The sequence below is a fragment of the Bradyrhizobium sp. LeoA1Lang genome, assembly GCF_055413685.1.
In genome coordinates this window covers 89,737-111,345 of the sequence record NZ_JBVAPG010000004.1, presented here as the reverse complement: position 1 = coordinate 111,345, position 21,609 = coordinate 89,737, and the positions used below count along the sequence as shown (strand labels likewise).

Here is a 21,609-nt window from a genome sequence, read left to right as displayed (position 1 = left end):
CTCGGCCTTGCCGAAGCGCCAAGCCGGTTATCCACAGCAAGACACCTGCTCCGTCAGCAAAGGCAAGTCAAGGAAGCGCCCTCAAGCGTGAGGACGAGCGCCAATGAGTGGATCCTGACGACGAGAGAGAGCGACGGATGTACTCAGTCTCTGCACTCAATAATGCCACCATCCGGCGGAGCCTGTCGTTTTCATCTCTCAGCAGTGCGATGGAGTCGGCGATGTTCTCAGCGCTGCACAGATCGAGATGCCGGATTTGCGGTTGGCAGTCGGAAGGAGGTCGTTTGAATTTCATAGCGTTGCCCACACGCTTGCCCTTGCATTCCTGAGACTACACTGAGTTTCAACATTTGGATGCCCAAAGCAAAACCAAAAGTTGCATGGAGTTGCGACTAATCGACGAATTTTGGGGCAGGAAGATGTCAGATCGAACGAAAGCTTTTTGCTGATGCAGAATTGCAGCATTCTAATCATAGGGAACTTTGTCACCACATAGTGCGAATGCCGAACTATCGTTCGGCGATTAGCGATTGATGGTTCGCTGCAGGAAATTCTTGCTATAAACACGACGCGCAAGCTTCAGTCCGTTCTCGATTGATCGTACTGCTTGAAGCAGACAGGCGACAGCATCGTCGATGAAGATTTTATTCGTTCACAATAACTTCCCGGCACAGTACCGCAATCTGGCGGCTGCGTTGGCTAACGAACCCGGCTTCGAGCTCGTTGCTGTCGGTGCATCGAGCGCGCAGCCGATGCCTTCGGTTAAGTTGATTAAATATATGCTCCCCGAAGCAGATGTTTCCGGAACCCATCCTTTCGCCAGGCGATTCGACCTTGAGTGCCGCCGCGCTGAGCAAGTGCTTTACAGTCTTTCGACCTTGGCGGCGTCGGGCTTCGCCCCGGACTTGATTCTGGCCCACCCGGGATGGGGAGAGACCCTGCCACTTCGCACGATGTTCCCCAAGGCAAGATTGTTCGTCTATTGCGAGTTCTTTTACGGCGCCGAGGGGCGGGACATCGGATTCGATCCGGAATTTCCGATGTCCGGACTGGATGGTCATATCGGACTGCAGTTGAAGAATGCGACGACATTGCTGGCGCTGGCAGATTGCGACCTCGGAATCTCACCTACCACTTGGCAGCAATCGACCTTTCCCTCGCATTATCAAAGCAAGATCGAAGTGATTCATGAAGGAATTGATACATCGCGCGTGCGGCCAGATCCGCGGGCGCGCCTGATGCTGCCGAATGGCCGGGAAGTACGTTCGTCGGATGAGATTGTGACGTTTGTCGTACGCAATCTCGAACCGCTCAGGGGCTACCACGTCTTCATGCGTGCTCTCCCCGAAATCCTCAGGCGGCGGCCCAACGCGCAGATCGTCATCATCGGCAGGGATGGATTATCGTATGGACTTCCTCCGCCGGCCGGCAAGACCTGGAAGTCGATCTTTCTCGACGAGGTCCGCGATCAGTTGGATCTGTCGCGCGTTCATTTCATGGGAGGCGTCCCATATCAGACATTCATTTCAGCGCTCCAGGTATCATCGGCACATGTCTATTTGACTTATCCCTTCGTGCTGTCCTGGTCGGCGCTGGAAGCTATGAGCGCCGGTTGTTTGGTGATTGGGTCTGATACGGAGCCGGTGCGCGAAGTCATCAGTTCCGGCGAGAATGGTTTGCTGGTTCCATTTTTTGCGGTCGATGAGCTCGCCGAACGCGTGATTGAAGCGCTGCAGGAACCCGCGAAGTTCTTGTCGATGAGGCAGGCCGCCCGCCGCTTCGTCATCGATCACTATGACGCAGAGCAGGTCTGCATATCGCGAATGCGTCGCCTTCTCGATTTGAGGACGCCCTCGGTGCCGTCAGCGCGGAACTTTTGGCCGGGGCGCTCGCCGTCAGACTTGTCGAAAGGCACCAAGCGTGCTTCCCGGAAATCGTCCGCCGCGGCGGGATTGGGAATGTCAGGCGAAGAGGGCGCTGGCCTTTCGTAGGCCGCGCGGCACGCGGGACTCTATCCAAGACATCTATTTTCCGATGCGTCGAAAATGGCGACGTCGACCTTTATCTGTGCAGGCCGTCCGAAACGGTTGAGAGCGGTCGCAGGCATGTTGCTACGTTTGGCTCATCGACGGCACACCTATTTCGAGAAGTTCGTCCTCGCGGTGACACAGGCGTGATGATGTCGGACCCGAACGATCAATCGATCGCGAGCGACCACGAACATCGCCGTATGCGCAGACAACCCAGCGAAGTCAGGCGCGATGAGTGTGACTACTCTCGGCAACGTGATGGTATGAGAAAAATCATATAATTGACGTGGACATCGTCGGTCATATCTCCACGAACAGCAGAACAATGATGTGGCCGGCATAGGGAGGCGCTCGCAGCGTTCGTCACCGATCGTTGCGCCGCGACGTTTTTGATCGCAACGAGAGGACTCTAGGTGCGATCGGCCTGCCCGCAAAATAATCATCGCGGAGATCAAAATTAATGCTGCACCGGTGATCTGGTGGCACGTGATTTGCGAGCTTCGCGACCAGCATACTGGAGTTGGGTATCGGATATGATCGCAGCACAGATTGGTCGTGGAATGAGTACGGATTGCAAGCAGCCAGCGCTTCTTATTCTTGCTGTCGTGCTGTCAATTTTTGCATTCGGGTCCGCCCGCGCTCACGATTCTGGGCACCCCGAATTGAACCATTGGTATGAGAGCTTGCACAGCGGCAAGGGCCCATGCTGTGACGGCACAGATGCGAAGCGCGTCGATGACGCCGATTGGGAAAGCAAGGATGGTCACTATCGGGTGCGCATCGATGGCGAATGGGTCGACGTTCCCAGGGAAGCTGTCGTAGATGGGCCGAACCTCTCGGGGCGGACGATGGTGTGGCCCTACTATCAAGATGGTCATCCGAAACCGCGATGCTTCATGCCGGGCAGCATGAGTTGAATCGACCGCGCAGTTCGACCAACTTGTGCTGACATGACCGAACGAGTTCGCGCAGGGGGCGCGATGACCGAGCCTGCCCGGCTTACGGATGAGCCCGCGTCGCCGTAGGGCTCGACGTTGACGCTTCCGCAGGCCGAAGCGCCAACTGTGCCGCTGAAGTAAACACGCGGGACCGCATGAGAAGGGTGGCGACGAGGCCGGTAATCCCCGACGCAGCCAGGATCATGGCAACGACCACGAATTGGTAGATGGCGGCGTAGACCGGACTCGCGCCGGAGACCATCATGCCGGCCATGACCCCGGGGATCCACACCAAACCGAGAGACTTCAGCATATCGAGCCGAGGCAGAAGGCTCGCATAGACCGCGCTCTGAAGATAAGGCGTAACCGTAACGGCGGGCTCTGCGCCCAGCGAGAGGCTTGCCTCGATCTGTCCGACATGGGCGACGATCTCGGCCCGGAAGCGCTCGGCCGCCTGCGCGCATGCATTCATCGCATTGGCGATGATCATGCTGCCGACAGGCACGAGGATCGCGATGTCGGCCCGAAGGCTCCGGGTCACCAGCATCGCCGCGATCACGGTTCCGGCGCCGGCGACGATCGCCCAGAAGCATAGCAGCAGCGCGCCTTCCATTTTCTGGAGGCGGCGAGCTGCCGTGAATGCCGCAGCGACCGTCATCATCAGCAGGATAAGAGTGCCGATCAGCAAGCTGCCTTGGAGCAACACCGCCAGCACCATCCCAACGAGAACCATCTGTATGAGTCCACGTGCCATCGATACGGCGGCCTCGCGCTCGACGCGGACGGCGTGCCACCGGCAAAGCGCCACCACGGCGGCGCACAGCGCGATGGCGCCGGCGGCTTGGGCAAGGCCCATCAACACTTCGCTGCCTATGCTGCTCTCCAACTCAGTCAGCATGCAGCACCTCCCTGGTTGCGCCGATCGCGACAAGTCGGCCCGCTTCCATGATCATGGTTCTGTCCGCGAGACGGATGGCTTGCTCACGGTTGTGCGTGACGATCACGCAGGCCATTCGCCGTTCTCGGATGATGCCGAGAATGAGCTCCTCGACCCCGCGCACGGACGCCTCATCGAGCGCGGAGGTCGGCTCGTCGAGCAGCAGAACCTCAGGAGCATTCGCCAGCGTTCGAGCCAGCGCCACGCGCTGGGCCTCGCCGCCGGAAAGGTTGCCGACATCACGGTCGGCGAATCCGGATAAGCCGACTCGCTCGAGCAGCGTTGCGATCTGCGTCGGCGCCATGACTTGCCCGCGCTGGCGCGGTCCGAAAGCGATGTTCGCAGAGATTGTGCCGGGAAACAGAAAGGCCGTTTGCATGACCATGCCGACGCGCCGCCGCAACTCCTGCGGCGCAACTGACCGGTAGTCCGTAGACGTCAGCAGAACCGTGCCGGCCGTAGGCTCGTCCAGCCGGTTGAGCAGCCGCAGGAACGATGACTTCCCGGCCCCGCTCGCGCCGACGACGGCGAGAATCTCACCCGCCGAGACTTGTACACTGATGTCATTGACGAGCAGGCGTTGTCCGACGCTCCGCGACAGATGCCTGGTTTCCAGCATCGCAATCGCTGGCTGAGGACGGTTCTCGCCTTGGCGGGATGCGCGCGCGAACGCGGTCGCGTCGTCAGGATCGTTCGATAGGGCAGGGTTCGTCACGGGGCCTCTTTCGACGCAATGCGCTGATCCATCAAAATGGTGGCGGCTTCGGCTGCGACGGCTTCGGGCCGAAAGCCCGCGCGGTGTCTCGCTGTGGGCGATCAACCCTGGATAACGCGAGTTGCCGCGCATATTCGTGGTCGCTGGCCTCCTTGTATGGAGAACTTGTCAGCGAGGCAAGAAACGCGACCAGATCATCAATCTCGGCCTCCGTCATGGCCAACGGCTGGATGTCTTCGTCGAGCCAGGGGTCGGCGCGGCCGTCGCCCTTGTTGTAGTGATCGACGACGTCCCACAAGGTTTGCATCGATCCGTCGTGGAAGTAGGGCCCCGTCACCAGTATATTGCGCAAGTCAGGCGTCTTGAATGCGGCGATGTCGCTCTGCCGTTTCGTGATCAGAAAACGTCCCAGGACCGACATCTCGCTCGCGATCGCCGCGGCGTCGACATCCGGCAGGCGTCCTTGCGCAAGCTCGCGTTCCGCCTGCTGCGCCAAGGGACCTACGTGGTGCCGGAGGATTCCGATGCCGATGTTGTGGAAGTCGTTGTCGGTAAAGACAGTCACGTCGCGTTTGTTGTCCGCCAAGGCGTGGCAAAGGTTGCAGCGTGCCTTGGTATTGAACAATTCCCAGCCGCGTTTAGCCGAGTCGCTGATAGCGCCGGCGTCTCCGGCGATGAAATGGTCAAACGGAGAATCGAAAGACGCCAGTGTCCGTTCATAGGTCGCGATCGCGCGCAGCAGGTCCTGTTCGTTCACGTCCCGGCCGAAGGCCTGCATGAATTGCACTTGATAGTCCTTGTCGCCAGCGATCCTGGACACGGCAGCAGCGATACTGGACGAACCCATCTCGAACGGGTTGGTGATCGGCAGGGCCGCTTGCTGCTCCAGCGTGTCGACCCGGCCATCCCAAAACTGCGTCTTGTTATAAAGTGCGTTCAGCACGGTTGGAGCATTGCGTTGTCCGGCACGGCCATGGATTCCGATCGACACGGGCCGTCCATCGGTGAAGGCGCGCGCCGGATCGTGACATGTGGCGCACGCGACGGTGCCGTCATCCGACAGCCGGCCGTCGAAGAACAGTTTCTCACCCAACGCAACCGCGGCAGGCGTAAGCGGGCTGGCTGGTGGGATAGCCGATGCCGTCAGCGCCGCGGGAAAGCCGACCTGATTTGACGAGCGGGGCTCAGCGAGCGGCCCCTGCTGGGGCAGTGGGGGTGCCTTGCCCGGCTCCAGCGCCGGCGGTGGTCCGGTATCTTCGCTGACGGTCGAAGCCGCAGTCGCCGACAGAGTAGGCAACAGGAGTAACAAGGCCGCGAATGACGTGGCGCGCATCCGATATGCCTTTGCCGTTGCGCTGAGCAGATATTCCAAAGAAGGTGGATTCAGGACAACTTCGTCCTCGCGAGGAGGCGAGGCACGACCTTGTGGGCGGTCGGCCGTCCCTTCGGCATTCGCAAGGCACCGCTATTGCGGTAAACGTGTGGCGGTGGCCTGTATTTCCGATCCGCACGCAGGTTTGTCCGAACGAACGCACGGCCCGGAAGCGATCGTTCTACTGCGTCAGACGGGCAGACGCGTCCGCGATGTGCTGCGCGCTCGCGCGTAGCGCTGCCTGTTCCTGCTGGCTCATCTGCGGCGTGAGAACGCGCTCGACACCGGCTGCTCCGATCACGGAGGGCAGGGAGAGGCTGACCTCAAATGCTTTTTGGGGGCTCGACACCGGAAGAACAACCTTCTCATCCCCGAGGACCGCCTCGGCGATCCGGGCGGATACGATTCCGATCCCGTACTGGCTGGCGCCGATCCCCTCGATGATCGTGATGTTGGCCTGCCGGACATCCCGTTCAATCTGCACTTTCGTTTCCGCCGGTCGATCGAAAAGTGTCTCGACCGGACTGCCTGCAATTCGGGCGGAGGACCAGAGAAAGACGCTCGAAGTGCCGTGTTCGCCGAGCACGAGAGCATCTACGGCGGTTGGAGCAACGCCGAAGTGACGGGCAAGATGAGTCCGGAAGCGCAGGCTGTCAAGGAACGTACCGGTGCCGAACACGCGTTCATGCCCGGCAGCGTCGCGGGCGACATCGGTGAGCGGGTCCGGCGGATCGGTGACGACAATGATCACGGCATCCGGCGCGGCAGCGACGATGGCAGGAACCAGTTCCCTGTAGATCTTGGCATTGGCGGTGAGGAGCTTCAGACGGCCTTCCTTGTCGCTCCGGTCGGTTGCGCCTCCGGTCTTTTCGTTGACGCCGGCAGTGAGGAGAACGACCGAGCAACCGGTCAGATCGGCGATGTCGCCACTGCGAACGGCGGTCACGTCGCCGATCGCCGCTCCATAGGTGATATCCGTGGCGATCCCGACGCTCTTTGCCGGTGTTCTGTTCACGAGGACGACTTCGTCCGCGCTGCGCCGAAGACTTAGCGCCATCGCGCAGGCGGCGCCGACCGCGCCGGCCCCGACAATTCCGACTTTCCGCATGCTCTATTGCTCCTGCGCAGGTATCGGACAAAGGCCCTTCCGCCACATGAGTATAGTGGCAGCGTGCCGAGCTATAAAGCGAGTGCACCGGTGCTTCATCGCAAGTGTCGTGCTTATTTGAAAGGCCAACGCATGAGGCAGACGACAGTCCGTCGTGCGGATGAATTCACCAGCTAAGGCGATTGCGCGCCGATACGCTCGAACTGCCGTTCCTCGTCTCGGGTGGCGAGCAGGGCGGCGAGCGTGGCGCATTGAGTGCGGATATCGGGAATCGCAATGATCTCCCAGAACGCGGCGCGGGTGAGTGGACCCACGGCGAATAGCCGCATCCGCATTTGACCGGCCGAGGCGAAAAGCTGGAACTACGTACGATTCTCGGCGGACCTCTCGGAGGCCTCTGCGGCAGTGAATCGCTGTGACAGATCGTCGACGATGCGTTCGAATAGCTGGTCATGAGCAGGATCAAAATCCATCCTGAATCGCTTCTTTGCGCCGAACTGCGTGAGATCGTAATGGCTTGCTGCTTGGACACCGTGTCGCGTCAGGCAACTCTGAACACATTTGAGCGCGCAACCGTCGATCGCGACTATTGGTCGCCCCGAGGTCGCAACTCGTACAAGCGAAGGAACGTCGCCTCCGACCCCTGCGATGCAGGACATTTCCGCTTTCCCGGTTCGATCCAGTCGAATCGCGAGATGGTTCGCCAGTTGAGCGGCGCTTGAACAGCCAGAGCAGGAATACACAAGGGGCAGATCGGTTCGTCGCGCCATTTCCCGTTCCTTTTCGCAGGTCACCAATTGAGCCAGAAAAATCGCCTCAGGCGTTGCCGCGTGGAAATGCCTGACCTGCCGCCAGCGCGTCGGCGAAGGCATGGTGCAGGTCGCGGTGGATGGCCTCATCCTCGCGCATGGCGAGGATCATGTCAGTGACATCCGCATCGGATGGCAAATCCCAGTACGCGATGGCCGATGCGGGTGCCGCATCGCTGCTGCGATCATCAGATCCGAGTCGAATGAGATATTCCGAGTAACCCCGGACCGCTTGCTCGGCGAAATATCCGGCCAGGCGATGCGCTGTCCGGGCGGATATCAAGTAGAGAATGAAAAAAGCATTATAGAATGCCGCTTGCGCGATGGCGATCAGGATACGTTCCCAGGCGCGAGGCTGAGCCAGCGCAATAAACGACATCAGATGAACGCGCTGGTTCTCCGCCTCGTCCATGAAGGTCCGGATCCAGCCGCGATCGTCGAGCATAAGGCGCAGGCATTTGAGATGCAGCAACGTTGCGGCGACCATCGGCGGGACCGCGGCCACGGTCTCGAGCACAACGACACGATGGCCGTATCGACCGCCAAAGAGGGCGCCGGCCATCGATGTGCCCGCGCGCACGATGCCCAGCGCAATTCGGTCAGCCAGGGTGTCTGGCACGCGATGTCGAAACAGATCCGTCTTGTTGACGAGCAGCATTTTCGATCCCGTGTTAGGGCACGCCTCGGCATCAGTCGCCCCGTCTTTGGGACGGCGGGCAGGGGCTTTCCTCTTGTATGACAAGCCTTGGTATTATTGGGAATAATCGATCCAACTATTTGCGCTGGCTCAAATTGGAGGGCGTTGCCGCACACTACTATGTGACAGCGGAGGTACACCGCCAGATGTGCAGCATGAAGTCGGCGGCATGGATTACTCTCCGGACCTGGATCTCTTCGCCCGGACCGAACTGTTTCAGGGGACTCCTCCGGAGGCGCTCCGATTCCTTCAGGCTTCAGCGGGACGAAGGCGTCTTGCCGCCGGCGATATCCTGTTTCAACAGGGCGACCGCACGACGTCCCTTTTTGTCGTGATTGCGGGCCGGTTGCGGGCGTCGCAGATGGCCCAGGACGGTCAGCAGATTATCATCCGTTATCTTGGTCCGGGAGAGGTTGCGGGCTACGCGGCACTTGTGGGCAGTGATACCCATCCCGGCACGGTGACCGCAGTGGACGATAGTCATCTGATCGGCTGGACGAGCGCCATTGTCAGACAGATCATGGAGCGTTATCCCGTCGTTGCCATCAACGCCCTCACGCTGTTGGGCCAGCGGTATCACGAGATGCAGATCCGTGTGCGTGAACTGTCGACCGAACGGGTCGAGCGGCGGATTGGTCATACCCTTCTTCGTCTGGCGCACCAGTCGGGGCGCCGCACGGCGCGCGGCATCGAGATCGCGTTTCCGCTGTCCCGCCGTGACCTCGCCGAAATGGTCGGGACCACCCTGCATACCGTCAGCAGGACGCTTAGCGCCTGGGAAGAGCGGGGCATCGTCAGTTGCGGGCGGTGCCGCGTGGTCCTGTGCAAGCCGCATGCTCTCGTGGCCATCGCGGACGAGGAGGAATAGTTCGGGCCTTGCGGTCCAAATCTAGCATTCACGTTCCGCTGGTGCGGGTGGCTGCCTACTCCGTTGCGATTTGCCTCAATGCCAACACTCCGGCGAAGGCACAATCGACGATTTCGGAAAATACGAGCTCCATTTCTCTGAACACGGTCCGGTCAGGTTCGCTCTCGGTAAGCGCGTCAAGCTCCGATAGAAGCGATAGAAAGGCAGCGATTTGATTTCTGCAGTCGCGTGCCTGGACAAGCTGCCGCCGGGAGAAGCGGCGCTTTTCAAGCGTCGCAAATCGATCGAGGGCCCCAGCCAGAGAATCCTGACACGTGCAGTCCAGGTTAACCTGCGTGAGAACATGCCGCAGCCGGTTGACGACATCGATGGTTCCGTCCTGCGGTAGGCACCGTGCTGCAATCGCCATATGGGGCCCCAAAGGTTGCTAGAGCATGTGTTGCTAGAGCATGTGCGGTTTGATCGGTTCACGGAATCCGGGTCGCTGGTTGGTGCGGGCGTCGGGTGCCACGGAGAGAAAGCCGGCTACTCCGTGGAGAAACCCGTTGGAAAAGTGCACGTCCGGATAAAGCTGCGCGAGACGTCGCGTTCCGCTCTCGGCATCCTCCCGGCCATCAAGGACCGCGCGGAAGGTGCTGATGACCCCGACCATGTCGCAATCCTGCGGCGAGAGGCGAAATGACCCGACGCCGGCCTCGCGCAAGGCATCGGCGTCGCCCAGCAGGTTGGCGCAGGTGGACGACAGGGTCTGGACGCCGTTGACCGTCAGGAAGTCAGCGCCATCCAGCGTCTTCAGCATCAGTCCATCCGGGTCCCGCTCGCAGACGAACTGGCAATTGTCTTTTGTCAGCTTGTGAAGGCGCGCGTGATAGCAGCGGGCGGAGATTGCCAGAGGCACCCGACCGAAGGCGAATATGTCGATCAGGATGCTGGGAAGCGCGGCAGCAATCGCCGCGATCGACGACATCGGCAGCTCCGGCGGGAGGCAGAGTCTTGTCGCGCCACGCTGGGCGTGGAACGCGGCGCTGGCCTCGTTATAGATGTTGATGAACGGACCGATCGCATGAGAGCGACCGACAAGTGGCTTGAGACAGGTCAGATCGTTCACCTCGACCAGGAGCTCTGCCGTATTGACGAGCTCGGCCATCTGCCGCCGCTCGCGCGGCAGCGAGGTCAGGATCAGGGAGCCGAGCAGGACTTGTTTTCCGGCGGCGCGGAGCCGCTCAACGACCGCAGGCAGATGTGGAGCGATGAAGGGCGATCGCTTCGAGCAGACGATCTCTCCAATCACGACGGTGTCGACCGGCGCCTCGTCCGCAATGCGAAAGTAGAAGTCGCGCCAGCGTTCCGGCGCCCAATTATAAAGAACTGGGCCGAGGCTGAGCTGCATGAAACCATTCCTCCGGTCGGTTTTCTCTAGTCATTCAACAAAGACGGCTGGGACGTTCACCTCCAGGTCTTGCGATAGGCACCTACGGTCGTAGCCTGACCTTCCGTGAATGGCATAAGTTGCCCGGCATCGATCGGCAGGCCGGAGTCCAGCGCGTTGAGAGCCTGACGGAAGTGCCGCACGACACCCTCGACATAGGCTCGGCCGCGCTGGCGCCCTTCGATCTTGAGCGCCGTAACGCCGGCGTCGCGCAGCCCGGCAAGCAAGGTTGCAGCGTCAAGGCTCACGGGATCCTCGAAGATGTAACCGGTGCCGTGTTTGGTCGTGAAGCGACCTTTGCAAAGCGTCGGATAGCCGGCGGCTTCACCGATCTCGAAGCTGTTGATCGTGAATCCACCTAGGCGCGACTTCGTCCTGCCGTTCTCCTGCTCATAGGTGACATGGCTTGCGGGTGAACATACGCCCTGCATGTTCGGCGACTGCCCGGTGGCATAGGACGACAGCGAGCAGCGGCCTTCAGCCATCACGCAAAGGCCGCCGAAGACGAACACTTCGGTCTCGCAGGTGATCTCGCGGACGATGCCAGCTATTTCCGCGACGCTCAGGACGCGGGGCATGACGACGCGACGGGCGCCGAATGTCTCGGCGTAAAAAGCGATGGCATCCGCGTTGGCGGCGGCCGCCTGCACCGAGACGTGCAAGCGTTGGGCAGGATGGCGGCGCGCTGCATATTCCAGCAGGCCGACATCGGCCAGGATTAGCGCGTCAGCTTTGGCCGCAACAGCGTCGTCTATCGCCCGATGCCAGAGACTGACGGCGCCCGCGCGCGGGAATGTGTTGATGGCGACCAGGACCTTCACGCCGCGGCGATGTGCAAGCGCGATCGCATCGGAGAGTTCGGCGCGGCTGAAATTCAGACCCGGAAAGTTTCGTGCATTGGTCTCGTCGTTGAAGCCGCAATAGATCGCATCGGCTCCGGCATCGATCGCGGTCTTCAATGCGGCTGGTGTGCCCGCGGGACAGATCAGCTCCATCGTCAAATCCCTTTGTGCGATCGATTTGAGGCGCCGGCCACCGTTCGAGCAATTTGCAACGTGCGTTTCAATGGTTCGGCCAGTGGTCCGAATATGCTGGCGATCTCCGCCACCGGGTCGAGTTGCGCGTCATCAATCGCGTTGCGAAGCGCGAGCACCGCCTCGACATCACCTTCCACCACGAGGTCGCGCGAAAACAGCAATGCATCGCCGTCAAGGCTGCCTTCGATCAGACCAAATAGCCCGGCTAACGGACTGGAAATCCGAGCGTCAACATCGTCCGGCAGGTTGCGCACCACCGACAGCCGCGGGCGGGAAGGGGCGGGCTCGAGCAGAAAGCCAAAGGGCAGATCGGTCGGCTTGATGCCAAATCGTTTTCGGGCATGCTCGCCGAGCCTGTCGAACATCCTCGGATGTTCCCTGCAAATGCGAAGCAGCACGACCGTGAGTACAGTCTGAAGCGGCAGCAGCGGCAACGGGCGCACAGCAAGCGCCAGCAATGGAGGCACCGGCAACGGTGACGGCGCAGGCGAGGTCATTTTCGAAAAGTTCATTCCGTCAGGATAGAGCGATGATCACGAGCGTTGTTTGTGCAAGAACAAAGAAGACCTGGAATTTTGCTGCATAGGAGTCTCTGTGTCTTAAGGAGAAGCCTCTTGTTAGGTCGCGACGTGCCGAATTTTCAGGAACTGCACGACTTCCTGGTTTTTCTCGAGAGCAAGGGGCAATTGCGACGCATTCGCGAGAAGGTGTCGGTGGTGCACGACATCACGGAAATCCATCGTCGCGTTCTTCGCGCGGAAGGACCGGCCCTTCTGTTCGAACAGCCGGTGAGGGCGGATGGGGCTCCTTCGGATATGCCGCTGCTGACCAATCTTTTCGGTACGATCGAACGGGTGGCCTGGGGATTTGGCGTGCGGCCGGACCGGCTGAGGGAGCTTGGCGAACTGATGGCCGAACTGCGCGCGCCCCGGCCGCCGCAAAGCCTGATCGACGCATGGCGCAAGCTTCCCCTTGCACGGGCCGCGCTGGCGACCCGGCCGCGCACGATTTCAGCGGCGCTGGCGCAGGAATGTATCGCAACCGGCGACGCCATAGACCTCGGCATTTTGCCGGCCCAGGTCTGCTGGCCCGGAGAGCCGGCGCCCCTGATCACCTGGCCGCTGGTCATGACTGCGCCGCCCGAGCCTGCCGCTTTGGGCCAGGACAACATGGGAGTCTACCGGATACAGGTGCTGGGCCGCGACAGCGCCATCATGCGCTGGCTGCCGCATCGCGGCGGTGCCCGTCACCACGATCAGTGGAAAAGGCTTGGCCGGGACATGCCGGTCGCCATCGTCATCGGCGCCGATCCTGCGACCATCCTGGCTGCGGTCCTGCCTGCGCCGGAAGCGATCTCCGAACTGCGGCTGGCTGGCATGCTGCGCGGGCAGCGGCTGGATCTGGTCCGCTGCATCACCGTTCCGCTCTCGGTGCCCGCCACGGCCGAAATCGTCATCGAGGGTTATGTGTCCGCGACGGAAACGGCGCCCGAGGGTCCTTATGGCGACCACACCGGCTATTATAATTCCGTCGAGGAGTTTCCTGTGTTGCGCGTGACGGCGGTGACCCGGCGGCGCAAGTCGATCTATCTCTCGACCTTCACCGGACGTCCGCCGGACGAGCCGTCCCGCATCGGCGAGGCGCTCAATCATCTGTTCCTGCCTCTGGTACAACAGCAGTTTCCGGAAGTTATCGACCTCTGGCTCCCGCCGGAAGCGTGTTCTTACCGGATCGCGGTTGCGGCCATTTCCAAGCGCTATCCAGGGCAGGCGCGGCGCGTGATGCTCGGGCTGTGGTCAATGCTGCCCCAGCTCACCTACACCAAGTTTCTCATCGTCGTCGATGGCGATATCGATATCCGCGACTGGCGTTCCGTGATGTGGGCGGTTGCTACGCGCAGCGACAGTTCGCGTGATCTCGTCACGCTTGCCGATACCCCGATCGATTACCTCGACTTCGCCTCGCCAAAACCAGGTCTTGGCGGCAAACTCGGAATCGATGCAACGACAAAGATGCCGCCGGAAACCGAGCGTGCATGGGGCGAGGTGCTGACCATGGACCCAGATGTGGTGGCACGCGTCGACGCCATGTGGCCGGTCCTGGGTCTCGGTGGATAAGCCTTGCCGATCTTCGACGCGATGCTGGCTATAGTGTCCTCAAGAAATCCCAGCTGACTTCCCAGAGACTAGCGCATCGGCGGCATCGCTGATGCCGACATAGATCTCATTGAGGTCGGCCGCTGTGACGCAATAAGGCGGCATAACGTAGATCGTATTGCCGAGCGGCCGCAGCAGGAGATTTCGGTCGCGAAAAAAGGCTTGAAGCTTCGGACCAATGTCAGCGAGGTAGCCCCCGTCGGGGACTGCCAAATCAAGCGCGGTGATGGTGCCGACCCGGCGAACGTTGTTGAAGCGTGCGTCCGCGCGAAACGATTCAATTCCTTCTTCTTGCATTGCTGCCACGGATGCGATGCGCTTTCGAACTTCCGGTTCTTGCCAAAGATCCAGGTTCGCTTTCGCGGCGGCGCACGCGATCGGATTGGCGGTGTATGAGCTCGAATGAAAGAACGTGCGCGCGCGATCTTTCGAATAGTGGGCGTCAAAGATATCGGCGCGGCAGAGTGTCACGGCGAGCGGAAGCGATCCGCCAGTGAGGCCTTTGGAATAGCAGGCGATGTCGGGCGACACGTCCGCCTGCTCAGACGCGAACAATGTTCCCGTCCGGCCCCAGCCAGTCATGACCTCATCGGCAATAAACAAGACATTAGACGCCTCGCAGATCCGCTTCATCTCTCTCAGCACCCACGCAGGATACATCAGCATCCCGCCCGCGCCCAGGATCAGCGGTTCCACAATAAAGGCTGCCGGATTTTCGTTGCGGCACGCAGCTTCGAGCGCGTCAAGCGTCGCCTGTTCATGACCGCACTCTGGAAATGGCACTGAGGTGACATCGAACAGCAATGGTTCGTATGCCGCGTTGAACACACCTCGTGCCCCGACCGACATCGTACCCACCGTGTCGCCATGGTAGGAGTGCTGCATCACGACAATGCGCGAGCGCGGCTCGCCGATGTTGTGCCAGTAGCCGAGCGCCATTTTCAGCGCGACCTCCACGCTGGTCGAGCCGCTGTCGGAAAAAAAGACGTAATCGAGGCCACGGGGGGCCAATTTCAGAAGCAGCGCAGCGCTCTCTTCCGCCGGTTCGTGGGTATGGCCAGCAAAGATAATCTGGTTGAGCTGCTCTGCCTGCTTCTGAATAGCGCTTACGATTTGCGGATGGCAGTGGCCGTGCGTCACCACCCACCAGGATGCGATTGCGTCGATGATACGACGGTCGTCGGCGGTATAAAGATAGGCGCCTTCCCCGCGCACGATCTTTGTCATCGCGCCTTGCAGCGCATGTTGGGTGAATGGATGCCAGATTCGCGACTGCTTCTCGTGCATCATGGCTTGAAATCATCGCGGTTGAATGAGTCTTCGAAGGCGGTCCGCAACGCGTCTGCGTTCAAAGGGGAAAGCCAGGGCAACCGTCCAAGCTTCCGTATCCGTCCGATCCTGCAGATAATGGTCTCGGTATCGATGTTTTCGTCGCCAATGAATGCAATCCCGAGCATATCGATCCCGCGATGTCGCAGGGATTCGATCGACAGCAGCGAATGATTGATGGTGCCGAGCGTGGTGCGCGCGCAAAGCAGGACCGGAAGCTGCCAGCGCGCAAAAATGTCAATGTACAGCTCGCTGCGGCTAAGCGGCACCATCAGCCCGCCCGCACCTTCTATCACAAGCGGGCACGTGCCGGTATCAGGCACGTGGAGCGACTCCGTATCGATGCCAAGTCCGTCAATCTCGGCAGCCAGATGGGGCGAAGCGGGTGTCTTAAGACGGTAACGCTCTGGCACGATGCGATGGCAGGAGAGGCCGCCCAGCCGCGCGACGTGCTCAGAATCAGTCTCCTCGTCGAGACCCGCTTGAACAGGCTTCCAGTATTTGGCGCCGAGAAAGCCGGCGAGTCCTGCCGCGAACACTGTCTTGCCGATCCCGGTGTCCGTGCCAGTCACCACGATCCGCTCGCTCATGGGGACGTGGCCCTTGTCTCTTCGGACAGGGCATCGAGCATTGCCCGCACATCATCTTCGCCGACGTTGAGGGTTATAGAGATCCGCAACCGTGCCGTGCCTGCCGGTACGGTTGGCGGTCGGACTCCACGGATGTCAAAGCCTCGAGCCTGCAACGCAGCCGCCAAAGCCATCGCACGGGCATTGTCGCCAACGATATAGGGCACGATCTGCGAGCGTGAAGGACTTCGGCTGCCGCGCACGGCGAGCTCTCGATGCGTGAACGCGACCAGGCTGGCCAGACGTTGCTGCCGGTCAGGTTCCTGCTGCAGGATTGATAGCGCCTCCTGCACAGCAACAGCCATCAGGGGTGACGGAGCGGTAGCGAAGATAAACGGACGGCAACGATTGACCATGAAGTCGCGCAGCACGCGGGTCAAAGTGACGATTGCTCCGGCTGCACCCAGTGCCTTGCCGCAGGTATGAATGACGATCAGGTTTTCGCGCCCCTCATAGGGGGCGGTCAGTCCTCGACCCTGCGCACCGTAGACGCCGGTGGCATGAGCCTCATCCACGATCAGGAATGCATCGTACTGGTCTGCTATCGCGACGAGTTCCGCAAGCGGCGCGAAATCGCCGTCCATGCTGTAGATGCTTTCGACCACGATCCAAACGCGGCCTGTTCCGCCTTTTGCCCGCCAGTCGCGAATCCTGTCTTCAATCGATTGCGGATCATTGTGGGCGCTTTCGCAAAATCCGGCCCGGCCAGAGCGTGCTCCTTCATGAATACTCGCGTGAACGAGAGAATCGAGGACGAGAAGGTCGCCTCGTTGCGGCAACGTTGTCAGAAGCGCAAGGTTTGCCAGATATCCGCCGCCGAAAAATAGCGTCGTCTCGGCTCCGAAGAACCTGGCAGCCTCTGCCTCGAGCTGTTCATGCTCCTCGCAATTTCCGCGCAGAAGCCGTGACCCGCCGCTTCCGATCGGTGTGCCTGCCTCGAGTGCGGCTGCGACGGCGTTCCTCATGCGCGGCGCGCTCGCCAGTGCAAGATAGTCGTTCGACACGAAATCGATACCTGCACGCGGCTTGAGGCCGCGCAGCCGGTCATCGTCCTTCAAGGCCTGCAAGGCGGTGTGATAGCTGACAGTCTTGTCCGTATGGATTGCGTTCATTGCCTCGAGTCCCGGACAAGCAATCAGTTGGGCGAGTTGACAGCAGACTAAGCGACGTGGCTCTGGCCAAGCCGGGATGTCATGCCGAGCCGCTGCAGCAACTTCGCATCGCGATCGCGCTGCGGGTTCTTGGTGGTCAGGAGGACGTCGCCGATGAAGATCGAGTTAGCGCCGGCGAGGAAACAGAGTGCCTGCAGCTCGTCGGTCATGTACTGTCGTCCAGCGGAGAGCCGCACCACGCTCTTCGGCATCAGGATACGGGCGACCGAGATCAGCCGCACCAGCGCGATCGGATCGGGTCGCTCGGCGATGTCGTTGACCGGGACGCCCTTGACCTCGTTCCAGAGGTTGATCGGCACGCTCTCCGGATGAACAGGCAGATTGGCGAGCAGAACCAGCATACCCAGCCGGTCATCAACGCGTTCACCCATGCCGATGATGCCGCCACAACAGACCTTGATGCCGGCGTCGCGCGCGTGTGTCAGCGTATCGATGCGATCCTGCAGGGTGCGGGTGGTGATGATCTTGTCGTAGAACTCGGGCGACGTGTCGACATTGTGATTGTAGAAGTCGAGCCCGGCTTCGGCGAGCCGCGCGGCCTGGCCCGGCGTCAGCATGCCGAGCGTGACGCAGGTCTCCATGCCGAGGCCTTTCACCGCGCTGACCATATCGCAGACCTTCTCGAGGTCGCGGTCTTTCGGATTGCGCCAGGCGGCGGCCATGCAGAAGCGGGTGGCGCCGGCGTCCTTGGCGCGCTCAGCGGTTGCGATCACATCCGCGTGGTCCATCAGGCGCGTGGCCTTCAGGCCGGTGTCGTAATGTGCGCTCTGTGAGCAGTAGCCGCAGTCTTCCGGACAGCCGCCAGTCTTGATGCTGAGCAGGCTCGCCGTTTCGACATGGTTCGGATCGAAATGCTTGCGATGAATGCTCTGGGCACGAAAGATCAGGTCGGGAAAGGGAAGGGCGTAGAGCGCTTCGGCCTCTGCGCGGTCCCAGTCGGTGCGGACCGCCTCGATGTTGCGGCTGTTGTTCCCTTTCGCCTCCACGGCATGAACCATAAGACTTGCCCTCTCTCGAACTTTATCATAGATAATTTCGGTCATTATCTATGATTTGTGCCTTGGGACCAACGCTAGCCGAGGCCGTACGCAAATGCACTCGTTTTTATGATAGATAATCTATGATGGCCGGCGAGAACACGACGACAGCGGGGCGCATTGCCGAGTCAATCGGGGCGCGCATTATCAGCGGCGCATTGCAGCCGGATGCGCCGCTCCGGCAGGACCACATTGCGCGGGAATTCAGTTCAAGCCACGTCCCGGTACGCGAGGCGTTTCGGCAACTGGAAGCTCAACATCTTGTTGTCGCTGTGCCCCGTCGCGGTGTGCGCGTTGCGCCGCTCGATACCAACTCGGTGAAGGAAATTGCCGAGATGCGTGCAGCGCTCGAAGTCGTCGCGTTGCGGAACGCCGCGCCGAAACTGACGTCAGCTCATTTGGCGCGAATCGAATTGGCGCTGATTGAGGGAGACAACGCTGAGACGATCCAGGACTTTGAGGCTGCCAACCGCGCCTTTCACCACGCGCTGGTGGCGCCCTGTGCGATGCCGCGACTGCTCGCCAGCCTCGACGGTTTGCAGCTTGCAAATTCGCGCTTGGTGTTCGCAATGGCGCGTAATGCCGGCTGGCGACCGCGGTCCAATCAGGATCATCGCTTGATCCTGCAAGCGCTGCGAGCGCGCAATCTCGATCAGGCCTGTGGTCTGCTCGCCCGTCACATCCAAACCATCGAGCGCCTCGCAATTCCCGCCTCGTGAGCGGAAGTGTCCTATTGTGGCTCGATTCCCGCAGCCTTGATGATCCGCGCCCATTTGTCGATCTCGGCCTTCAGGAAAGCTTCGAGCGCTTCGGGAGTTGCGCGTTCGGTTTCGACCGGGGTCATGCTGAGCTCAGCAAAGCGGCTGACGAGTGGCGGGTCCTTGAGGGCCGTCTGCAGGGCGCTGACCAGCACGTCGACCACCGGCTTCGGAGTGTTGCGGGGCGCATAGAGGGCATACCAGGTGGTCACATCGAACGCGGGAATGCCGGCTTCCGCCGAAGTCGGAACGTCCGGCAGCGTCGCGACGCGTTTCTTGCTGGTGATCGCATAGCCCTTGATGGTGCCAGACTGGATATAGGGCGTCGGCCCTGTAGCCGGATCGCAATAGACATCGATATGGCCGGCGATGACGTCGTTGAGCGCTGGCCCATCGCCCTTGTAATAGACGGACGTGAGCTTGGTGTCGGTCGTGCTCATGAACATCAGGCCGCAGAGTTGCGAGGCGGAGCCGAGGCCAACATTGCCGAACGTCATCTTGTCGCCGTCGCTGCGAATCCGCCCGACCAATTCCTTCAGATCCTTGGCGGGAAAGTTCGGCCGCGCGACCAGGATCATCGGCACGTCGGTGACGAGGCCGATCATGGCGAAGTCGCCGACCGGATCGAACGGAAGCTTGGCGTAGAGCGACGGAGCGGTCGCCTGACCGACATGCATCAGCAGCAGCGTATAGCCGTCAGGCGGCGCCTTGGCGACACGGTTAGTGCCCAGCGTGCCACCGGCGCCGACCACATTCTCGATGACGATCGACTGCTTCAGTGTCGCGCTCATTGCGCTGCCGAGAATTCGCGCAATCACGTCACCAGGACCGCCGGCCGAGAAGGGCACGATCATGGTGATCGGGCGGGAGGGATAGTCCTGCGCGAATGCCGTCGCGCATGGTGACAGCAGCAGAAGCAGGATCAGCGATCGTACCAAAGACATCATCACGCACTCCCTCCCTTTGCGCTTCGCCTATGGGTCGGGAAGCGTCATTTCCTTGGCCGATGTCCGCTCGATCATGTCGAGCGCGGCGACAGCCGCCGCCTTGACATGATCGACGCAGCAGCGTTCGGCGAGTTCCTCGTCTCCGCTCTGGATCGCGCGCCAGATCGCCGTGACCTCGCGCAAGCTCTTGTTGATCCGCTTCGGCTGCGACATCGAGGTGATCCGCAGCAGCGTGATCCGGTCATGCAACGGCTTGAGCATGCGCTCGATAAAGGCGTTGCGGCAGCCGCCGATCAGCGCGCCGTAGAAGTCGGTCTTGGCCTCGAGACACCCGGTGAGGTCCTGTTTCGCGGCCGCCGTCTTCAGCCGGGTCAAAGCATCGCCGATCCGGCGCACCACTTCGGGATCGTGCAGACGGGCGCATTCGCGGCCTGCAAATCCCTCCAGCACCGCACGGGCGGCATAGAGCTGCCGGGCCTCCTCGAGGCTGATCCGGCTGACCACCGGGCCGCGGTGGGGGATGGTGTTGACCAGCCCGTCAGCCTCCAGCAGCCGCAGCGCTTCCCGGATCGAGGGGCGGCTGACGCCCATCATCTCGCACAGCTCGCGCTCGACCAGCCGCTGGCCGGGTTTGAGCGTGCCGGACATTATCGCCTCGCGCAGCTTTTGTGCGACCATCTTCCTGACGGTCGGGACGTCTTCGATGCGAAGCGTGGACTGCAGTTCGGCGCGTCGGTCCATTTGCGAGATGCCTTCGTTCTATCGCGGGTTCACCAGCGATTTACCGGCAGAATCAGCATTTGTCGCTCTCTCGAGATCGGTTTGTTCATGCGATCGACCAGCCTCCGTCGATCGGCAGGCTGGCCCCGGTGATGTCCTGCGCGGCAGCGCTGCAGAGGAACACCACCAGGGCGCCAACGGCTTCCATCCCGATGAACCGGCCGGAGGGCTGGCGCTCCGAGAGATATTTTTCTGTCGCGCGGTCCACCGTCTCGCCATCCTTGGTCGCAATGGAAGCGATCTTGCTCTGGATGGCGGGGGTCGGCAGCGTCCCCGGGGCGACCGCATTGCAGGTGATTCCGGTGCGCGCGGTCTCCAGCGCTACGGCGCGGGTGATGCCGAGGATCGCCGTCTTGGTGGTGACGTAGTCGATGCGACCTTCGACTGCTCGGGTCGAATAGATGGAGGCCATGTTGATGATGCGGCCCCACCCGCGCTGCTTCATGGCGGGCAGTGCGAGGCGGATCAAATGGAAGGGCGCGGACACGTTCACCGCCAGCGCGCGCTCCCATTGATCCGGCGGAAAGCGCTCGACTGCCGCGAAATGCCGGACCACGGCATTGTTGACGAGGATATCGATCGCGCCGCAGCGACGAAGCAGGTCGGCCAGCATGGCCTCGATGGCGGAGCGCTGTGACAGGTCGGCTCCCGCAGCGATCACTTCGACGCCGAACCGGGCGCGCAACCGGTCCGCGGATTCGTTCGGCACGATGAGATCATGCAGGACGATATTGGCCCCCGCGCCGGCAAGGCTTTCCGCCACCGCCAATCCCAGGCCGGCGGTCGCCCCGGTTACGAGTGCCCATTTGTCCTTCATAGCGCGGCGGTTCCCTATTTCTTGTCGAGTTCGGCGTCACTGCG

At 61.2% G+C, this 21,609-nt stretch carries 23 protein-coding genes; 5 read left to right on the top strand and 18 right to left on the bottom strand.

The window, feature by feature from the left end:
* The first annotated feature begins 635 nt into the window (after positions 1-635).
* The gene (locus ACZYOF_RS02655) at positions 636-1,991 is read left to right on the top strand and encodes a glycosyltransferase family 4 protein (protein ID WP_463714709.1); all 1,356 of its coding nucleotides are present in this window, start codon (positions 636-638) and stop codon (positions 1,989-1,991) included.
* A 572-nt stretch (positions 1,992-2,563) separates the two neighbouring features.
* The gene (locus ACZYOF_RS02650; RefSeq protein ID WP_245475590.1) at positions 2,564-2,947 is read left to right on the top strand and encodes a hypothetical protein; all 384 of its coding nucleotides are present in this window, start codon (positions 2,564-2,566) and stop codon (positions 2,945-2,947) included.
* 82 nt (positions 2,948-3,029) lie between these two features.
* Here ACZYOF_RS02650 and ACZYOF_RS02645 read toward each other — a convergent pair whose 3' ends face one another.
* The 7 genes from ACZYOF_RS02645 to ACZYOF_RS02615 form a co-directional block, all read right to left on the bottom strand.
* Complete coding sequence (locus tag ACZYOF_RS02645; protein ID WP_463714708.1) at positions 3,030-3,866, bottom strand: ABC transporter permease; 837 nt, start codon at positions 3,864-3,866, stop codon at positions 3,030-3,032.
* Positions 3,856-4,524, bottom strand: a complete 669-nt coding sequence (locus ACZYOF_RS02640) for an ABC transporter ATP-binding protein (protein ID WP_463714707.1) — start codon at positions 4,522-4,524, stop codon at positions 3,856-3,858. The genes ACZYOF_RS02645 and ACZYOF_RS02640 overlap by 11 nt, the downstream gene beginning before the upstream one ends.
* Positions 4,525-4,651: 127 nt before the next feature.
* On the bottom strand, positions 4,652-5,992 hold the full coding sequence (locus ACZYOF_RS02635) for a cytochrome-c peroxidase (protein WP_463714706.1): 1,341 nt from the start codon (positions 5,990-5,992) through the stop codon (positions 4,652-4,654).
* Positions 5,993-6,173: 181 nt separating this feature from the next.
* Entirely contained in the window at positions 6,174-7,100 is a 927-nt protein-coding gene (locus ACZYOF_RS02630) for a lactate/malate family dehydrogenase (protein ID WP_463714705.1), read from the bottom strand.
* 173 nt (positions 7,101-7,273) lie between these two features.
* The gene (locus tag ACZYOF_RS02625; protein WP_463714704.1) at positions 7,274-7,414 is read right to left on the bottom strand and encodes a hypothetical protein; all 141 of its coding nucleotides are present in this window, start codon (positions 7,412-7,414) and stop codon (positions 7,274-7,276) included.
* A 48-nt stretch (positions 7,415-7,462) separates the two neighbouring features.
* The gene (locus ACZYOF_RS02620) at positions 7,463-7,870 is read right to left on the bottom strand and encodes a putative zinc-binding protein (RefSeq protein ID WP_463714730.1); all 408 of its coding nucleotides are present in this window, start codon (positions 7,868-7,870) and stop codon (positions 7,463-7,465) included.
* A 46-nt stretch (positions 7,871-7,916) separates the two neighbouring features.
* Positions 7,917-8,567 (bottom strand): alternative oxidase, encoded by a 651-nt coding sequence (locus ACZYOF_RS02615; protein ID WP_130576524.1) that lies wholly within the window; start codon positions 8,565-8,567, stop codon positions 7,917-7,919.
* A 187-nt stretch (positions 8,568-8,754) separates the two neighbouring features.
* On the opposite strand from ACZYOF_RS02615, the gene ACZYOF_RS02610 reads away from it, so the two are divergent.
* On the top strand, positions 8,755-9,474 hold the full coding sequence (locus tag ACZYOF_RS02610; RefSeq protein ID WP_245475593.1) for a Crp/Fnr family transcriptional regulator: 720 nt from the start codon (positions 8,755-8,757) through the stop codon (positions 9,472-9,474).
* A gap of 55 nt (positions 9,475-9,529) precedes the next feature.
* On the opposite strand, the gene ACZYOF_RS02605 is transcribed toward ACZYOF_RS02610, so the two are convergent.
* Genes ACZYOF_RS02605 through ubiT form a run of 4 tightly spaced genes read right to left on the bottom strand, consistent with a single transcriptional unit; the run spans position 9,530 to position 12,437 of the window.
* Positions 9,530-9,883 carry a hypothetical protein gene (locus tag ACZYOF_RS02605; RefSeq protein WP_463714703.1) on the bottom strand — a complete coding sequence of 118 codons (354 nt, stop codon included), beginning with the start codon at positions 9,881-9,883 and terminating at the stop codon, positions 9,530-9,532.
* A gap of 33 nt (positions 9,884-9,916) precedes the next feature.
* Positions 9,917-10,864: a ubiquinone anaerobic biosynthesis protein UbiV gene (ubiV, locus tag ACZYOF_RS02600; RefSeq protein WP_463714702.1), complete on the bottom strand. Its 948-nt coding sequence runs from the start codon at positions 10,862-10,864 to the stop codon at positions 9,917-9,919.
* Between the two features lie 56 nt (positions 10,865-10,920).
* A complete protein-coding gene (gene ubiU, locus ACZYOF_RS02595) occupies positions 10,921-11,898 on the bottom strand; it encodes a ubiquinone anaerobic biosynthesis protein UbiU (RefSeq protein WP_463714701.1) in 978 nt (325 codons plus the stop codon).
* Positions 11,899-11,900: 2 nt separating this feature from the next.
* On the bottom strand, positions 11,901-12,437 hold the full coding sequence (gene ubiT / locus ACZYOF_RS02590) for a ubiquinone anaerobic biosynthesis accessory factor UbiT (RefSeq protein ID WP_282527855.1): 537 nt from the start codon (positions 12,435-12,437) through the stop codon (positions 11,901-11,903).
* Positions 12,438-12,554: 117 nt separating this feature from the next.
* On the opposite strand from ubiT, the gene ACZYOF_RS02585 reads away from it, so the two are divergent.
* Complete coding sequence (locus tag ACZYOF_RS02585) at positions 12,555-14,057, top strand: UbiD family decarboxylase (protein ID WP_463714700.1); 1,503 nt, start codon at positions 12,555-12,557, stop codon at positions 14,055-14,057.
* Between the two features lie 39 nt (positions 14,058-14,096).
* On the opposite strand, the gene ACZYOF_RS02580 is transcribed toward ACZYOF_RS02585, so the two are convergent.
* From ACZYOF_RS02580 to bioB, 4 genes are read right to left on the bottom strand one after another with little or no spacing between them, the layout of a single operon-like run.
* Positions 14,097-15,386: an adenosylmethionine--8-amino-7-oxononanoate transaminase gene (locus tag ACZYOF_RS02580; RefSeq protein WP_463714699.1), complete on the bottom strand. Its 1,290-nt coding sequence runs from the start codon at positions 15,384-15,386 to the stop codon at positions 14,097-14,099.
* Positions 15,383-16,015, bottom strand: a complete 633-nt coding sequence (gene bioD / locus ACZYOF_RS02575; protein WP_463714698.1) for a dethiobiotin synthase — start codon at positions 16,013-16,015, stop codon at positions 15,383-15,385. The genes ACZYOF_RS02580 and bioD overlap by 4 nt, the downstream gene beginning before the upstream one ends.
* A complete protein-coding gene (locus ACZYOF_RS02570) occupies positions 16,012-17,166 on the bottom strand; it encodes an 8-amino-7-oxononanoate synthase (RefSeq protein WP_463714697.1) in 1,155 nt (384 codons plus the stop codon). The genes bioD and ACZYOF_RS02570 overlap by 4 nt, the downstream gene beginning before the upstream one ends.
* A gap of 47 nt (positions 17,167-17,213) precedes the next feature.
* Complete coding sequence (gene bioB, locus ACZYOF_RS02565; protein WP_463714696.1) at positions 17,214-18,224, bottom strand: biotin synthase BioB; 1,011 nt, start codon at positions 18,222-18,224, stop codon at positions 17,214-17,216.
* Positions 18,225-18,349: 125 nt separating this feature from the next.
* Between bioB and ACZYOF_RS02560 the strand changes: the two genes are divergently transcribed.
* Complete coding sequence (locus tag ACZYOF_RS02560; protein ID WP_463714695.1) at positions 18,350-18,982, top strand: GntR family transcriptional regulator; 633 nt, start codon at positions 18,350-18,352, stop codon at positions 18,980-18,982.
* Between the two features lie 11 nt (positions 18,983-18,993).
* Here the strand turns inward: ACZYOF_RS02560 and ACZYOF_RS02555 are convergent, their stop codons facing one another.
* The 3 genes from ACZYOF_RS02555 to ACZYOF_RS02545 all read right to left on the bottom strand — a co-directional run bounded on the left by ACZYOF_RS02555 (position 18,994) and on the right by ACZYOF_RS02545 (position 21,565).
* Positions 18,994-19,968 carry a tripartite tricarboxylate transporter substrate-binding protein gene (locus ACZYOF_RS02555; RefSeq protein WP_463714694.1) on the bottom strand — a complete coding sequence of 325 codons (975 nt, stop codon included), beginning with the start codon at positions 19,966-19,968 and terminating at the stop codon, positions 18,994-18,996.
* A 27-nt stretch (positions 19,969-19,995) separates the two neighbouring features.
* The gene (locus tag ACZYOF_RS02550; RefSeq protein ID WP_130576541.1) at positions 19,996-20,709 is read right to left on the bottom strand and encodes a GntR family transcriptional regulator; all 714 of its coding nucleotides are present in this window, start codon (positions 20,707-20,709) and stop codon (positions 19,996-19,998) included.
* Between the two features lie 85 nt (positions 20,710-20,794).
* A complete protein-coding gene (locus ACZYOF_RS02545) occupies positions 20,795-21,565 on the bottom strand; it encodes an SDR family oxidoreductase (RefSeq protein ID WP_130576543.1) in 771 nt (256 codons plus the stop codon).
* Positions 21,566-21,609: the final 44 nt, after the last annotated feature.

Excerpts from the sequence above, each read along its gene's own strand:
- ACZYOF_RS02605 (WP_463714703.1), bottom strand. The coding sequence starts at position 9,883 with ATGGCGATTGCAGCACGGTGCCTACCGCAGGACGGAACCATCGATGTC.
- bioD (WP_463714698.1), bottom strand. The coding sequence starts at position 16,015 with ATGAGCGAGCGGATCGTGGTGACTGGCACGGACACCGGGATCGGCAAG.
- ACZYOF_RS02630 (WP_463714705.1), bottom strand. The coding sequence starts at position 7,100 with ATGCGGAAAGTCGGAATTGTCGGGGCCGGCGCGGTCGGCGCCGCCTGC.
- ACZYOF_RS02560 (WP_463714695.1), top strand. The coding sequence starts at position 18,350 with ATGGCCGGCGAGAACACGACGACAGCGGGGCGCATTGCCGAGTCAATC.
- ACZYOF_RS02570 (WP_463714697.1), bottom strand. The coding sequence starts at position 17,166 with ATGAACGCAATCCATACGGACAAGACTGTCAGCTATCACACCGCCTTG.
- ACZYOF_RS02655 (WP_463714709.1), top strand. The coding sequence starts at position 636 with ATGAAGATTTTATTCGTTCACAATAACTTCCCGGCACAGTACCGCAAT.
- ubiT (WP_282527855.1), bottom strand. The coding sequence starts at position 12,437 with ATGACCTCGCCTGCGCCGTCACCGTTGCCGGTGCCTCCATTGCTGGCG.
- ACZYOF_RS02545 (WP_130576543.1), bottom strand. The coding sequence starts at position 21,565 with ATGAAGGACAAATGGGCACTCGTAACCGGGGCGACCGCCGGCCTGGGA.
- ACZYOF_RS02555 (WP_463714694.1), bottom strand. The coding sequence starts at position 19,968 with ATGATGTCTTTGGTACGATCGCTGATCCTGCTTCTGCTGCTGTCACCA.
- ubiV (WP_463714702.1), bottom strand. The coding sequence starts at position 10,864 with ATGCAGCTCAGCCTCGGCCCAGTTCTTTATAATTGGGCGCCGGAACGC.
- ACZYOF_RS02640 (WP_463714707.1), bottom strand. The coding sequence starts at position 4,524 with ATGCTGGAAACCAGGCATCTGTCGCGGAGCGTCGGACAACGCCTGCTC.
- ACZYOF_RS02645 (WP_463714708.1), bottom strand. The coding sequence starts at position 3,866 with ATGCTGACTGAGTTGGAGAGCAGCATAGGCAGCGAAGTGTTGATGGGC.
- ubiU (WP_463714701.1), bottom strand. The coding sequence starts at position 11,898 with ATGGAGCTGATCTGTCCCGCGGGCACACCAGCCGCATTGAAGACCGCG.
- ACZYOF_RS02580 (WP_463714699.1), bottom strand. The coding sequence starts at position 15,386 with ATGATGCACGAGAAGCAGTCGCGAATCTGGCATCCATTCACCCAACAT.
- ACZYOF_RS02620 (WP_463714730.1), bottom strand. The coding sequence starts at position 7,870 with ATGGCGCGACGAACCGATCTGCCCCTTGTGTATTCCTGCTCTGGCTGT.
- bioB (WP_463714696.1), bottom strand. The coding sequence starts at position 18,224 with ATGGTTCATGCCGTGGAGGCGAAAGGGAACAACAGCCGCAACATCGAG.
- ACZYOF_RS02615 (WP_130576524.1), bottom strand. The coding sequence starts at position 8,567 with ATGCTGCTCGTCAACAAGACGGATCTGTTTCGACATCGCGTGCCAGAC.
- ACZYOF_RS02550 (WP_130576541.1), bottom strand. The coding sequence starts at position 20,709 with ATGGACCGACGCGCCGAACTGCAGTCCACGCTTCGCATCGAAGACGTC.
- ACZYOF_RS02650 (WP_245475590.1), top strand. The coding sequence starts at position 2,564 with ATGATCGCAGCACAGATTGGTCGTGGAATGAGTACGGATTGCAAGCAG.